This is a genomic window from Streptomyces sp. NPDC001513, from assembly GCF_042894695.1.
Lineage (GTDB): Bacteria > Actinomycetota > Actinomycetes > Streptomycetales > Streptomycetaceae > Streptomyces.
In genome coordinates this window covers 772,130-786,560 of record NZ_JBIAVU010000001.1, presented here as the reverse complement: position 1 = coordinate 786,560, position 14,431 = coordinate 772,130, and the positions used below count along the sequence as shown (strand labels likewise).

The 14,431-nt window shown below is 74.1% G+C and carries 7 protein-coding genes and 1 pseudogene; 2 read left to right on the top strand and 6 right to left on the bottom strand.

The window, feature by feature from the left end; all coding sequences use genetic code 11:
* Nucleotides 1-22: 22 nt before the first annotated feature.
* From ACFYZ4_RS03525 to ACFYZ4_RS03510, 4 genes and pseudogenes are all read right to left on the bottom strand, one after another.
* Nucleotides 23-709: a 4'-phosphopantetheinyl transferase superfamily protein gene (locus ACFYZ4_RS03525; protein ID WP_390782872.1), complete on the bottom strand. Its 687-nt coding sequence runs from the start codon at nucleotides 707-709 to the stop codon at nucleotides 23-25.
* A gap of 10 nt (nucleotides 710-719) precedes the next feature.
* Nucleotides 720-5,447 (bottom strand): type I polyketide synthase, encoded by a 4,728-nt coding sequence (locus ACFYZ4_RS03520; protein WP_390782871.1) that lies wholly within the window; start codon nucleotides 5,445-5,447, stop codon nucleotides 720-722.
* Between the two features lie 109 nt (nucleotides 5,448-5,556).
* The gene (locus tag ACFYZ4_RS03515; RefSeq protein ID WP_390782870.1) at nucleotides 5,557-7,824 is read right to left on the bottom strand and encodes an MMPL family transporter; all 2,268 of its coding nucleotides are present in this window, start codon (nucleotides 7,822-7,824) and stop codon (nucleotides 5,557-5,559) included.
* 243 nt (nucleotides 7,825-8,067) lie between these two features.
* Nucleotides 8,068-8,703 (bottom strand): annotated as a pseudogene (locus tag ACFYZ4_RS03510) (response regulator); the annotation flags it as partial.
* 236 nt (nucleotides 8,704-8,939) lie between these two features.
* Here ACFYZ4_RS03510 and recQ point away from each other — a divergent pair.
* Nucleotides 8,940-10,943: a DNA helicase RecQ gene (recQ, locus tag ACFYZ4_RS03505; RefSeq protein ID WP_390782869.1), complete on the top strand. Its 2,004-nt coding sequence runs from the start codon at nucleotides 8,940-8,942 to the stop codon at nucleotides 10,941-10,943.
* A 60-nt stretch (nucleotides 10,944-11,003) separates the two neighbouring features.
* Here the strand turns inward: recQ and ACFYZ4_RS03500 are convergent, their stop codons facing one another.
* Nucleotides 11,004-11,822, bottom strand: coding sequence for an alpha/beta fold hydrolase (locus ACFYZ4_RS03500; RefSeq protein ID WP_390782868.1), 819 nt, complete (start codon nucleotides 11,820-11,822; stop codon nucleotides 11,004-11,006).
* Between the two features lie 107 nt (nucleotides 11,823-11,929).
* On the opposite strand from ACFYZ4_RS03500, the gene ACFYZ4_RS03495 reads away from it, so the two are divergent.
* The gene (locus tag ACFYZ4_RS03495) at nucleotides 11,930-13,954 is read left to right on the top strand and encodes a transcriptional regulator (protein WP_390782867.1); all 2,025 of its coding nucleotides are present in this window, start codon (nucleotides 11,930-11,932) and stop codon (nucleotides 13,952-13,954) included.
* 42 nt (nucleotides 13,955-13,996) lie between these two features.
* Here the strand turns inward: ACFYZ4_RS03495 and ACFYZ4_RS03490 are convergent, their stop codons facing one another.
* The gene (locus ACFYZ4_RS03490; RefSeq protein WP_390782866.1) at nucleotides 13,997-14,353 is read right to left on the bottom strand and encodes a VOC family protein; all 357 of its coding nucleotides are present in this window, start codon (nucleotides 14,351-14,353) and stop codon (nucleotides 13,997-13,999) included.
* Nucleotides 14,354-14,431: the final 78 nt, after the last annotated feature.

Sequence of the window (14,431 nt, the reverse complement as noted above, 5' to 3'; positions counted from 1 at the left end):
CAGTGCTGCCAAGGGGGTGCGCTCAGCCCGCCGGACCCGGGGAGGGCGCGAGGACGAGGGCGAGGACCGCGTTCCCCTCCCGCCACACCCTCGCGCGGCGCCGTCCGCTGAGCACGGGCGGCCGGAGACCGAGGATTTCGACGCGGCGCGGGGCGGCGCCGAAGATGCTGCTCCGGTCGGCCTTGACCGCGGCCTCCTTGAGCGCCCAGGCGCCGGCCAGGTCATCGGGCCGGTCCGTCCCGATGCGGGAGAGCTCCCCGGGGGAGAAGACGTGGTCCGCGACACGGCGTACGGCGGCGGCCGAGGCGGTCTCGCACAGGTCCACGCCGACCGCTTCGGGTGCGAGGGCCGCGGCGACGTGGCGGGCGGTGTGGCTGAGGGAGACGTGCACGGCCGGCATCGGGCTGCCGTGGACGACGACGTACGGGCTGCAGTCGTCCCGGGGGAGGATCTCCACCTCGTCGGCCGGTGCGCCGAGGGCATCGCCGACCAGGCGCTTGGCGAGCAGCCGGCCGGCCGTCCACTCGGCCTGCCGGCGGGCCGGCAGCGCGTGGACCACCCGCCGCTCGGCCGGGGACAGGAACGGGGTCTCGTCGAGGTCGGCGAAGCGGGCCACGAGGAGGCGCGCTCCGCCCCATCGGTGGATGCGGCCCGGTGCGATCGGCCGGAAGGCGGTGTCCACGACGGAGTCCAAGGCGGTCAGGTTCATGGCCGCGGGGTCAGGCCGCGCGGGCCGTGGTCAGGTGCTGCAGCTCGTGCTCCAGCGAGGTCACCGCGTGCCGTATCTGGTCGGGCGTGTGCTCACAGGTGATGAAGAAGCGCAGCCGGGCCAGTTCCTCCGGCACGGCCGGATAGAGGATCGGGTTGACGCTGATGCCCTGCTGGAACAGGGCCTCCGCGAGCCGCAGGGCCTTCAGCGAGTCCCCGACGATGCACGGGACGACCGGCGTGTCGTGGCTGTCCCCGACGTCGATCCCCGCATCGCGGGCGAGGCTGACGAACAGCGCGGCGTTCTCCGCGAGGCGTGCCACGCGCTGCGGCTCGGCGCGCAGCAGGCGCAGTGCGGTCAGGGACGCGGCGGTGTCGGCCGGGGTCATACCGGCGCTGAAGACGAAGCCCGGCACGGTGTAGCGCAGGTACTCGACGACCGAGCGCTTCCCGGCGACGTAGCCGCCACAGCTCGCCAGCGCCTTGGACAGCGTGCCCGACCACAGTTCGACCGCCGAGCGGTCGATGTCGAAGTACTCGCCGATGCCGCGTCCCGTCGCGCCGATCGTCCCTATGCTGTGCGCCTCGTCGATCATCAGCAGCGCGCCGTGCCGGCGCTTGACCTCGACGAGGGCGGGCAGGTCGGCGATGTCGCCGTCCATGCTGTAGACGCCCTCGATGACGACGAGGACCCGCCGGTACTGGTGGCGGACCTGGGTGAGGATCGCGTCCAGGGCGGCCGCGTCGTTGTGCGGGAAGGGCCGCCGGGTCGCGCCGGAGAGCTTGCACCCCTGCAGGATGCTGTCGTGGGCCAGGGCGTCGTGGATGACGAGGTCCCCGGGGCCGACGAGGTGACCGATCACGGTGACGTTGGTGGCGTGCCCGTTGGCCAGGGTGACCGCGGCCTCGCACGAGAGCCGGCCGGCGAGCTCCGCCTCGAGTTCCAGGTGGAGCGGACGGCTGCCGGACAGCAGCCGGCTGGCCGACACCGAGGTGCCGCAGCGCTCGATCGCGTCCCGGGCAGCCTCGTTCACCTGGGGGTGTGTCGCCATGCCCAGGTAGTTGTAGCTGGAGAAGGAGAGGAGTTCCCGGCCGTCGACGACGGTCGTGTCCGTCATACCGCGTTCGTGGACGAGGAAGTACGGATTGGGCACCCCCAGCCCGGTGAGTGCGGAGATGCGCTCGCCGTGGGCGGTGACCTCCGGGAAGCACTCGATCCGCGTGTGCTCCTCGGGCAGCGGCGCGGTGGGCGGGTCGGCCGCCGGCGTCGGCGGGCTCTCCTCGCCGTGACCGGCCCGCTGTACGGGGAAGCCCTCGGGTGCGGTGGCGGGTGTGGCGGCGGGTGCGGGTGCGGGTGTGGCCGCCGGTGTGGCCGCCGGTGTCGCGTCCGCGCCGCAGCCGTTCGCGATCGACGCCGCGATCCTTCCGGCGGTCGGCCGGTCGGCGGCGCTCTCGTCAAACGTCCACTGCGGCCACTGCCGGGTGAGGGCGGTGAACAGGTCGGTCAGCATCAGCGAGTCGAAACCGAGCTCGTCGATCAGCAGCTGGTCGACGCGCAGGTGACTCACCGGGAAGGCACTGATCCGGGCCACGTGCGCGAGCACGCCCTCGGTGAACTCGTCGATGTCGCCGGCCGGTGAGGGCTCCTCCGCGGCCGGCGGGCGGGAAACCGGCGGGTCGGCCGGTGTGGCGGGGGCGACGGGCACCGGCGCCGGTCCGACCGGCTCGGCGGCCTCCGCGGCCCGGTTCCGTACGGGAAGTGCCTCGGTGAGCCCGGCGAGCAGCGTCACCTGCTGCCGGACCAGCCGGAGCAGCTCACCCATCGGGTCGTTCGCCGGGGCGGCCACGGGGGTGTCGATCGGGGTGTCGATCGGGGCGTTCATCGAGGTCTCCTCGGGGGATACGGGCCGGGGCGGCTGCGCGGTGGCGCCGGCGTCCGCCTTCTTGGCGGGGCGTCCGCGCGGCACCCAGTAGGACTGCGTGTCGAGCTTCGCCACCGGCAGGTCCAGCAGGCGGCGCTCCTCCTCGGGCACCAGGGCGCGCGGGTCGACCGGGACGCCCAGGACCGCGAGCCGGGCGAGGGCGCGTACGAAGCCGCGCCCGCCGTCCGGCGTCACCTCGCCGGCGGGTACGACGTGCACGTCGCCGTGGCCGGTGAGGTTGCGGCGGACCGAGGCGAGGAGCGAGCTCCCGCCGGTCACCTGGAGGAAGACCCGCGCCCCCTGCTCGTAGGCGGTCCGGACGGCGTCGCCGAAGTGGACCGGGGCGGATGCGTGCCGGGCCCACAGTTCGCGCAGCTCATCGGGGTCGGCGCAGACCTCGGCGTGCACGGACGAGACCAACGGCAGCACCGGGCCGGCGATGCGGAGGGCGGCGAGGTCCGCGCGCACGCTCTCCTCGGCGGAGGCCAGCCGCGGCGAGTGGAAGGCGTTGGACACGTCCAGCGCCACCGTGACCACCCCGGCCTCGGCGCAGGCCTGCCGCACCGCGGCGAGACCCTCCGGCGTACCGCTGACCACGACCTGTCGCGGCTGGTTGAAGCAGGCGAGCCACACGTCGTCGATGCCGGTCATGAGCCGGCGGCAGCTGTCCTTGTCGGTCTGTACGGCGAGCATCCCGCCCCCGAGGCCCGTCTCGGCCTCGCGGAGGGCCGCGCCCCGGTGGACCAGCAGCCGGACGGTGTCCTCGTCGGTGAGCGCGCCGGCCGCCGCGGCGGCCGCGAACTCCCCGACGCTGTGGCCGAGCGCGAGGTCGGGCGCGACGCCGCAGTGGGCGAGCAGCCGGGTCGCGGCGATCTGTACGGTGCCGAGCAGCGGCTGGCACACCTCGGTGCCGGCGAGCCGCCGACCGAGCTCCTCGTGGTCGCCGTGGGCGGTCGGGGCCTCGCCGTACAGCAGGTCCGCGAGATCGAAGCCGGCGTCGCGGCGGGCGACGGCGCTGAGGACGTTGACGTCCGTGCGGAAGCCCGAGAACCGTTCGTAGAGGTCCCGCATCATGTCCGGCCGCTGGCTGCCCTGGCCGGGGAAGAGGAACGCGATGCGGCGCGCGGCCTCCGGCAGGGGCGCGTCGGCGGCGTAGGCGCCGTCGCCGAGGTCGCCGCGGGAGCCTTCGGCGAGCTGCCCGCGGGCGTGGCGCAGCCGCCGGGTGAACTCCTCCGTGTCGGCGGCCACGATCGCGAGCCGCGTCCTGAGCGGCTCGCGCGCGCCCAGGGTGTGGGCCAGCGCGGCGATCGGCACGGGGGCAGTCTGCTCCAGCATGTCGAGCACCTCGTCGATGTGCCGTTCCAGCAGCTCGGGGCTGCCGGCCGACAGGAGGAGCAGCTGGGGCCGGGGGCCTTCGGCGCGTACCGGGACGTCGCCGCGGTCGGGGGCCGACTGCTCCTCGAGCACCACGTGCACGTTCGTGCCGCCGAAACCGAAGGAGCTGACGGCGGCCCGCCGCGGGGTGCCCGCGGCCGGCCAGGGCCGTGCGGTGTCGGCGAAGCGCAGGCCCGCGGCGGAGACACCCAGGTCGGGATGGGGCCTGGTGACCGGCTGCGGCACGATCGTGCGGTGGTGGACGACCAGGGCCGTCTTGATCAGCCCGGCGATGCCCGCCGCGGACAGGGCGTGCCCGATGAGGGCCTTGCCGGAGCCGAGGTAGCACAGCGAGGGGTCGTCGTCGGGGTACTCCGTGCGCAGCCGGCGCAGCGCCTCCACCTCGGCACGGTCGCCCGTGGTGGTGCCGGTGCCGTGGGCCTCGATGAAGCCCACGGAGGACGGGGCGACCCCGGCGTCGTCGTAGGCCCGGCGCATGGCGCGCAGCTGGCCTTCGGAGGTGGGGACCAGCGGGCCGGGGGACGCTCCGTCGTTGGCCGAGCCGATGCCCCTGATCACCGCGTAGACGCGGTCGCCGGCGGCGAGGGCGTCGGCGAGCGGCCGTACGACGACGGCGCCGGCGCCCTCGCCGAGGACGAAGCCGTCGGCCGCCTCGTCGAACGGACGGCACACCCCGGTGGCCGACAGCGCGCGGAGCCTGGAGAAGCCGACCAGGCTGTCCGGGGTGAGGTTGAGGTACACGCCGCCGACGACGGCGATCCGGCAACTGCCCTGGCGGAGCTGGGCGATCGCCTGGTCGAGGGCGACCAGCGAACCGGAGCAGGCGGCGTCGACGGCGAAGCTGGGGCCGCCGAGGCCGAAGTGCCGGCTGACGGTACCGGCCGCCATGTTGAGCAGGCTCCCGGGCAGGGTGAAGGAGTGGATGGTGCCGAGCTCGGCTGCCTGCTCCCGGATGGCGTCGACGCCGCCGGGGCGGTCCGCCGCCTGCGACTCCTCGGCCAGGGAGATGGCCCGCAGGGGAGCGGCCATGAGGTCCTTGTAGTCGGACACCGACACTCCGAAGAAGACCCCGGTGTTCTCGCGGTCGAAGTCGCCACGGCCCATCCCCGCGTCGTCGAGGGCCTCGCGGGCGATGTCGAGCATCAGCCGGTGCTGGGGGTCCATGGACCGGGCGCGTGCGGGCGGGACCCCGTAGTGCAGGGCGTCGAAGCGGTCCACGTCGTCCAGGAACGCGACCTGGTCGGTGTACGCGGCGTTGGGGGCCGACCGGTCGCCGGGCCGGTGGAAGGTCTCGTGGTTCCAGCGCTCGGCCGGGACGGCGGAGAACTGGCGTTCCCCGCTCAGCAGGAGCTTCCAGTAGGCGCGGATGTCGGGGGCGCCGGGGAAGCGGCAGCCGAGTCCGGTGATGGCGATGTCGGTCATGACGGGTCTTCCTTGTCGTGATCCCCCGGGCGGGGGTGGGGTGTGTCGGAACGGGGTGCGGGGGGTGCGGGACCGGGGTGTACGGGGACGAGGCCTGTGCCCCGGTCGGTCAGCGGCCCGCGGGTGCGCGCGCGTGGGGGCGGGCGGGCGTACGGGCCGCGGCGCGGCCGTGTGGGGGACACCGGCCCGGCGGGCACCTCCGGGGCGGGGGAGGAGCGGCCACCGGGCGCGGCGCCTTGGGTCTGAGCAGCCGTGGTGCCCACCAGTTCAGGCCGCCCGCCAGACGCATGAGCGCCGGTACGAGGACTCCGCGGACGAGCGTGGCGTCGAGCAGCACGCCGAGGCCCGCGCCGATCCCGAAGAACTGCAGGAGGGACACCTGGGAGGTGCCGAAGCTCAGCAGGGTGAAGGCGAGCAGGGCGCCGGCGGTCGTGACGATCCCGCCCGTGCGGGCGATGCCGGAGACGATCGCCGTGCGGTCGTCCTGCCCGGCGTCGTGCGCCTCCTTGATGCGTGCGAGGACGAACACCTCGTAGTCCACGGACAGGCCGAAGACGATGCAGAACAGCAGCACCGGCATGGTCGTGCTGAGCGGTCCGGGCGTGAAACCGAGCAGGTGGTGCAGATGGCCCGACTGGAAGATCCACACCATGGCACCGAGGACGGCCGCGAGGCTGAGGGCGTTCAGCGCGATCGCCTTGATCGGCAGGAGCAGACTGCGCGTGAAGCCGAACAGCAGCGCGAAGGTGGTCAGGGTGATCAAGGAGAGCGCCAGCGGGATCCGGTCCCCGACGGTGGCCTTGGCGTCGACCAGGACCGCGCTCGGTCCGCCGACGAGGACCTCGGCGCCCGCCGGGACGGGAGCGGAGCGGATGTCGCGCACGAGCTGCTGGGCCGCGCGCGACTGGGGGTCGGCCAGCGGCACCACGGTGAGCCGCGCCGGGCCTTCGCCGGCGGACCCGGCCGCGGTACCGGGGGACCCGGCCGCCGAGTCGGGCACCGCCGCCTTCTCGCCGTGCCGGAAGCTGCCCTCGGCACCCACGACCTGGGCGACCTGAGGGAGCGCGGACAGCCGGCGGGCGTAGTCCGCCCGCGCCGACGGGGACGCCGTACCCGTGACGACGACCGTGAGCGCGCTGGAGCCCTTCATGTCGAACGAGCCGCGCACCAGGTCCCCGGTCTGCCGGCTGGACGCGCTCACCGGCAGCGCCCGGTCGTCGGGAGTGGCGAAACCGGCGTGCGCGAACGGCGCCGCGAGCACCAGCAGCAGGCCGATCACCGGCAGCGCCGCGACCAGCGGGCGGCGTACGACGATCCGCGCCAGCCCCTCCCAGAGGCGGGACCGCGAGCCGCCGTGGACCCGGCGGCGCCACGGCACGGCCCAGGCGTTCACCCGCTTTCCGAGCAGCGCGAGCAGGGCCGGCAGTACGGTCAGGGCGCTCACCGCCGCGATCACCACCACGGCGATGCCCGCGTAGGCGAAGGAGCGCAGGAAGTACGGCGGGAACACCAGCAGCGTCGCGAGCGCGGCGGAGACCGTGGCGGCACTGAAGACGATGGTGTGGCCCGCGGTGCGCACGGTCCGGATGGCGGCGTTGCGCGGCCGGTATCCGTCGGCGAGCTCCTCACGGAAGCGGGAGACGATCAGCAGCCCGTAGTCGATGCCCAGCCCCAGGCCGAGCGCCGTGGTGAGGTTCAGCGCGAACACGGACACGTCGGTGACGGAGCCGAGGACGCTCAGGACCAGCAGCGTCCCGGCGATCGCCAGAACGCCGATCAGCAGCGGCAGCGCGGCGGCCACGACACTGCCGAAGACCAGGACCAGCAGGATCAGGGTTCCCGGCAGGACGACGGCCTCGGCCCGCTTGAGGTCGGATTCCGAGAGGTCCTGGAGCTCGGCGTCGACGAGCGCCGTCCCTCCCACGTGCAGGGTCAGGGCCGTCTCGGGGGCGCCCGGGCCGGTCAGTTCCCGCTTCAGCTCCTTGACCCGGGCTCCGAGCTCCTCCCCCTCGCCGTCGACGTGCGCGACCAGCATGGCCGCGTCGCCGTCGCGGCCGCGCAGCTCGGCCGCGCCGCCCGTCCAGTACGAGCTCACGGCGCTGACGTGCGGGAGGGAGGCGAGGCGGCTGGTCAGGGCCTCGCCCTCGCGCCGGGCCGCGGCGTCGTCGACGGACCCGCCGCGGGACTGCGCGACGACGACCAGGTTCGGAGACGCCCCCAGGCCCTCGGCCGCCACGTGGGCGGCGCGGCTGGACTCGGAGCGCGGGTCGTCGTACCCCTGCGACTTCAGCCGGCCGGTCGCCTCCGCGCCGAAAACGGCGGACAGGACGAGGAACACGAGCGCGGCGAAGAGCACGAGCCGGGGGCGACGGGTCACGAAGACCCCTGCGCGACGGGACACGGAAGGCTCCGATCCGGGTGGTGAATCGGTCCTGCACTGGCGCAGGACGGTCGATTTCCACCGTGCCCGGAGGAGGAGCGGGGGCGTAGCCCCGGTTGTTCGTACCTTGACAGGAGCCGACGGGCCCGCTCTCGCGGCCGACGGAGGCCGTCACCGCGGGCGGCCGCTCAGCCGGCGGCCGGCTCGGTGCCCGGCTCGGTGTCCGCGGGGAGGGGGGACCTACGGTTCGAAGCGGTAGCCCATGCCGGGTTCGGTGATCAGGTACCGGGGGTGCGAGGGGTCCGCCTCCAGCTTGCGGCGCAGCTGGGCCATGTAGACGCGCAGGTAGTCGGTGTGTTCCGAGTAGGTCGGTCCCCAGACCTCCAGCAGGAGCCTGCTCTGGGTGATCAGTCTGCCGGGGTTGGTGATGAGGATCTCCAGCAGGTGCCATTCGGTCGGGGTCAGCCGTACGGTGCGCTCGCCCCGCGTGACCTTCCGCGCCACCAGGTCCACGGAGAACTCGTCCGTCGTGATCAGCGTGACCTCCGAGGCGGCCTCGGACCCCGCCGGAACCTCCTGCCGGCGGGTCGCCGCCCGCAGGCGGGCCAGGAGCTCGTCCATGCCGAACGGCTTCGTCACGTAGTCGTCCGCGCCGGCGTCCAGGGCCCGGATCTTCTCCTCGGAGGTGTGCCGGGCGGAGAGGACCAGGATGGGGGTCCGGCTCCAGCCGCGGACCGCCTTGATCACGTCGATGCCGTCCATGTCCGGGAGGCGGAGGTCCAGCAGGATGACGTCCGGTTTGCGGGCCGCGGCGAGCCGCAGCGCCGAACCGCCGTCGGACGCCTCCTCGACTTCGAACCTGCGCGCCTGGAGGTCACGGCGTTAATGCGCTTTGGCGGGCTCCATACGGAGGCGCGGGATCTCTTGACGCCTCCCTGACGCGGTGGCCGGTGAAGCCGTCCCAGCCCTGGTGGGAGGCCTGCGGCGGCCAGGGCGGCGCCCCGCCCGGGCGGCCGGCGCGACGGCCGCCCGCCCGTCGCCGGGCCGACCGGTTGTCCACAGGTTCCGGTGAGCGGAGCAGGGGTGTCGGTGGGTGCCGCTAGGCTTCTCGAATGGCCGCTCCGGACACCTCCCACGAAATCTCCGATGCTCTGCAGGTGCTGCACCGCGTCTTCGGCTACAGCTCCTTCCGCGGCGAGCAGCAGGAGATCATCGACCAGGTCGTCGGTGGCGGTGACGCCCTCGTCCTGATGCCCACCGGCGGCGGCAAATCGCTCTGCTACCAGATCCCGGCGCTCGTCAGAGACGGCACGGGCATCGTGATCTCGCCGCTCATCGCGCTGATGCAGGACCAGGTGAACGCGCTCACCGCCCTCGGGGTGCGGGCCGGGTTCCTCAATTCCACGCAGGACCCCTACGAGCGGCAGGCCGTCGAGCAGGCCTTCCTCGCCGACGAGCTGGACCTCCTCTACCTGGCCCCCGAGCGGCTGCGCAACGAGGGCACCCAGCGGCTGCTCGACCGCGGCAAGGTGTCGCTCTTCGCGATCGACGAGGCGCACTGCGTCGCCCAGTGGGGCCACGACTTCCGGCCCGACTACCTCGCGCTGTCCATGCTGCACGAGCGCTGGCCGAAGGTGCCGCGGATCGCGCTGACCGCGACGGCTACCGAGGCCACCCACGCCGAGATCGTCGCCCGGCTCGGTCTGGAGGACGCCCGGCACTTCGTCGCGAGCTTCGACCGGCCGAACATCCAGTACCGGATCGTCCCGAAGAGCAACCCGCAGCGGCAGCTCCTGGACCTGATCCGTGCCGAGCACGACGGGGACGCCGGAGTCGTCTACTGCCTCTCGCGGGCCTCGGTGGAGAAGACCGCGGCCTTCCTGGCGGAGCAGGGCATCGACGCCGTGGCGTACCACGCCGGGATGGACGCCCGGACACGTGCGGCCAACCAGGCGCGCTTCCTGCGGGAGGACGGGGTCGTGGTCGTGGCCACGATCGCCTTCGGCATGGGCATCGACAAGCCGGACGTGCGCTTCGTCGCGCACCTGGACCTGCCGAAGTCGGTCGAGGGCTACTACCAGGAGACCGGCCGCGCCGGCCGTGACGGAGAGCCGGCCACGGCGTGGCTGGCCTACGGTCTGCAGGACGTGGTCCAGCAGCGCAAGCTCATCGAGGGCTCCGAGGGCGACGAGGCCCACCGCCGGTCCCTCGGCATGCACCTGGACGCCATGCTGGCGCTCTGCGAGACGGTCGACTGCCGCCGGACGCGGCTGCTGGAGTACTTCGGGCAGTCGGGCGAGCAGTGCGGCAACTGCGACACCTGCCTGACGCCGGCCGAGTCCTGGGACGGGACGGTCCCGGCGCAGAAACTGCTGTCCACCGTGTGGCGGCTCGCGCGGGAGCGGCGCCAGAAGTTCGGCGCCGGCCAGATCATCGACATCCTGCAGGGCAAGAAGACCGCCAAGGTCATCCAGTTCGACCACGACGCGCTGTCCGTGTTCGGCATCGGAGCCGATCTGAGCACCGCGGAGTGGCGCGGTGTCGTGCGCCAGCTGCTGGCGTCGCGGCTGCTGGCGGTGGAGGGCGACTACGGGACGCTCGTGCTGACGGACGACAGCGGCGAGGTGCTGGGCGGGCGCCGCAGCGTCCCGATGCGCAAGGAGAAGGCGCCGGCCGGTCCGGCGAAGAAGGAGTCCGGGTCGCGCTCCGGGAAGGGCGCCCGCGTCCCCGTCGACCTGCCGGCCGGAGCCGAGCCGTTCTTCCTGGCGCTGCGCGCCTGGCGGGCCGCGACGGCACGCGAGCAGGGCGTACCGGCGTACGTCGTCTTCCACGACGCGACGCTGCGGGAGATCGCCACGCGACTTCCCGCCACCGAGGCGGAGTTGGGCACCATCGGCGGAGTCGGCGAGGCCAAGCTCGCCAAGTACGCCCAGGGCGTCCTCGACACCCTGGCGGAGTGCAACGCCACCACCCCTGCCCCCGCTGCCGCCGCCGGGCCCGGGCCCGCCGCCGCAGTGCCGCCGGCCGGATCGGCCCGGCCGGCCCCCGACGGCCCGGCCGACGAAGAGCCGCCCTACGACCTGGACGAAGAACCGCCGTGGGAGGACTGGCAGTAGCCGGTCCCCGGCGCCCGGCCCGGGAGCCCGGCAGGCACGCCGCCTGCCGGGCTCCCGCGGTCAGGACCCGATCGGGTGGCGGGCCAGGAAGCGGGCCAGCTCTTCGGCGACGGGCCGGGACCGCTCGATGTGCAGCAGATGGCCCACCCCGTCGATGACGCACTCCTCGATGTCGGGCACGTTCGAGCGGAGGAACGCCGCCACCTCCACCCACAGAGGCCGGGTGGCGCTTCCCCGTACGGACAGCACCGGCCGGCGGATCGCCGCCGCGTCGTCCGGCCCGAACCGCCATGCGCCCAGGGCGGGCAGCTCGATCCCGAAGAACGTGTCGGCGTCCTTGACCGCCTGCTCGACGCTGCCCGGCACACGCGCGTCGAGCAGGGCTCGGCATTGTTCCGGTTCCATGCCGCTGACCAGGGTCAGGAACAGTCCGAGGGCGCGTTCGGCGTCCCCGTCGGCGTACGCCCGGAACGCCGGCGCAGCCTGGGCGAAGAACGCCTCGCCCGCGGGCACCGACAGCAGCGAGAGCTCCAGCAGGGTGACCGTGGCGATGCGGTCGGGGCGGTCCTGGGCGAGCTGCGCGGCGACCGCCGCGCCGCTGGAGTGTCCGGCCACGTGGACCCGCTCGATGCCGAGGTGGTCGAGCAGCGCGAGGGCGTCGGTGGCGTGATCGGCGACGGAGACCGGCCCGGGGGTGTGGGTGCTGCCGCTCCAGCCCCGCTTGTGATAGCGGATGAGCCGGTGGCTCCCGGCCAGTGCCGGTTCCGCGACGAGCGGGGCGAATCCGTCGGCGAGGACCGGGCTGATCAGCAGGACCGGCTCCCCGGTTCCGTGGATCTCGTGTTCCAGCCGGATGCCGTTCACCGTGATGGTGTCCATGATGTCCTCCACTGAGGTTGTGGCTCACCATGGAGGCGTAAGCGGGCCCGTTACCGCCGTAACCCGCCCGCCCCCCGGGACCACCGGCACGGCGAAGGAAGACCTCGATGACTCATGCCTCCGGCGACGGGACCGCGCTGGAGCGGGCACGGAACGCCGCCGCCGGCGGCGCGTGGGCGGAGGCGTACGAGGGCTATCTGGCAGCCCGGGAGGAGGCGGGCGGGCTGGGCCCCGCGGAGCTCGCCGAGTTCGCGGGCGTCGCCTACGCGGCAGGACACCTCGACGTGACGATCGAGACCTGGGAGCGGCTCCACGCGCAGCTGGCCGGCCTCGGCGAGGACAACGGGGCGGCCGGAGCCGCCGTACGGGTGGCCATGCACCTCCTGTTCGACACCGCGCTCATGGCACCGGTACGGGGGTGGCTGCGGCGTGCGGAACGCCTCCTCGACCCTGCCGCGGAGACCCCCGCCCACGCGTGGTTCGCGGTGGTGCGCACCTTCGAGCGTTTCCTCAGCGGCGACCTCGACGCGGCCCGGGACTGGGCCGGGCGGGCGATTGGCACCGGCTCGCGCACCGATCCGGCCGCAGCCGCGCTCGGGCGTGTGGCGCAGGCCCGGCTGGTGATCCTCGACGGAGACGTCGAGCGGGGCCTGGGGCTCCTCGACGACGCCGGGACGGCGGCGATGTCCGGGGACCTCGACGCGCTGTCGACCGGAGTCGTCTACTGCGAGGTGGTGTGCGCCCTGCAGGGCCTGGCCCAGTACGACCTGGCCGAGCAGTGGACCGAGGCGATGGAGCGCTGGGCGCGCACGAACGCGATCGGCAGCCTGCACGGCCGGTGCCGGGTGCACCGGGCCGAGATCCTTCGCCTGCGCGGCCAGTGCGCCGGCGCCGAGCAGCAGGTGCTGCTGGCCTGCGACGAGCTGCGCCCCTACCTGCGCCGCGAGCTGGGCTGGCCGCTGACCGAGCTGGGCCGGATCAGGCTGCGGCGCGGTGACCTGAGCGGGGCCGAGGAGGCGCTCCTCGCCGCGCACCGCCTCGGATGGGATCCCGAACCCGGGCTCTCGCTCGTCCGGCTCGCGGGCGGCGACATCGACACGGCGGCCGCCGCGATCCGGGAGGCGCTGGTCCGTCCGCTGCCGGTGCCGTCGAAGGAGCTGCCGCCCACCACCGGGCTGCGGCGGGCACCGCTGCTGGACGCCCAGGTGAGGATCGCCCTGGCCCGCGCCGACGTGGAGACGGCACGGGACGCGGCCCGCGAGCTCGCGGAGGTCGCCGTCCGCTTCGAAAGCAGCGCGCTCGCCGCCGCGGCCGTGCGGGCGCGGGGCGAAGTCCTGCTCGCCGAGGGCGACGCGAGCGGCGCGGCGGCGCTGTTCGCCGATGCCGTCCGCGCTTGGAGCGCGCTCGGCGCCCCCTACGAGACGGCCGAGTGCCGGCTGCGGCTCGCGGACGCCCACGGAGTCATGGGAAACCTCCCGGCCGAGACGCTGGAGCGGGAGACGGCACGTACCGAGCTGGACCGGATCGCCCGCGCGCCGGCACCCGACGAGCCGCCTCCGGCCCCGCCCGAGCCGAACACCTTCGTCCGGGAGGGCGACTACTGGAAGGTCGTCCTCGACGACCGGCGCGTGAGCGTCCGCGACAGCAAGGGCATGCACCACCTGGCCCGACTGCTCGCCGCACCGGGCCGCGAGTTCCACGTCCTCGACCTCGCGGCCGCCGACAGCGACGATCCCGAAGCGGCCGCCAGGCTCTCCCGGGCCGGCGACCTCGGCCCTCTCCTGGACGACCGGGCCAAGGACATGTACCGCCGAAGGCTCGCCGAGATCGAGGAGGACATCGAGGAGGCCCGCGCCGACCACGACATCGCCCGGCGCGAACAGACCGAACTCGAACGCGCCTTCCTGATCGACGAGCTCGCCCGCGCCGTCGGCCTCGGCGGACGCGACCGCCGCGCCGGCGCCGCCTCCGAACGGGCCCGGGCCGCCGTCACCCAGGCCGTGCGCAAGGCCATCGGCCACCTCCGCGAAGCCGCTCCGGAGCTCGCCGACCACCTCGACCGCACGATCCGCACGGGAACCTACTGCGCCTACGTCCCCGACCCGCGCGTTCCCTCTCCTTGGTCCGTCTGACCAGGGGCGGCGCCGGCGGGGTCACCGCAGGTTACCGCCCGGTCAGGTGCGGCGCGGGGCCAGGACGCAGAACTCGTTGCCCTCCGGATCGGCGAGCACGACCCACGTCACCTCGGATCCCTGCCCGACGTCGGCCGGGCGCGCGCCGTGCGCCAGCAGACGCCGTACCTCCGCCTCCTGGTCGTCGGGGCGGAAGTCGAGGTGGAGGCGGTTCTTCACCGTCTTGGTGTCCGGCACCGGCACGAACACCAGCCCCGGCAGCCGCTCGGGGGCCGGGCGGATCTCGTACTCGTCCGGATCGTCGTTCACGACGACCCATCCCAGGGCCTGCGCCCACCAGTGCCCCAGGGCGGCCGGGTCCCCGGCGTCGACGACCAGCTGCTCCCACTCCAGTGCCATGCGCCGAGCCTAGCCCCGTGACCGAGCCCGGCCCGGGCGCCACGCACCCGGTCGGATCGTGTGGTCCCGGCCGGCCGG

Coding starts and splice junctions, on each gene's coding strand:
- ACFYZ4_RS03525 (WP_390782872.1), bottom strand. CDS start 709: ATGAACCTGACCGCCTTGGACTCCGTCGTGGACACCGCCTTCCGGCCG.
- ACFYZ4_RS03520 (WP_390782871.1), bottom strand. CDS start 5,447: ATGACCGACATCGCCATCACCGGACTCGGCTGCCGCTTCCCCGGCGCC.
- recQ (WP_390782869.1), top strand. CDS start 8,940: ATGGCCGCTCCGGACACCTCCCACGAAATCTCCGATGCTCTGCAGGTG.
- ACFYZ4_RS03500 (WP_390782868.1), bottom strand. CDS start 11,822: ATGGACACCATCACGGTGAACGGCATCCGGCTGGAACACGAGATCCAC.
- ACFYZ4_RS03495 (WP_390782867.1), top strand. CDS start 11,930: ATGACTCATGCCTCCGGCGACGGGACCGCGCTGGAGCGGGCACGGAAC.
- ACFYZ4_RS03490 (WP_390782866.1), bottom strand. CDS start 14,353: ATGGCACTGGAGTGGGAGCAGCTGGTCGTCGACGCCGGGGACCCGGCC.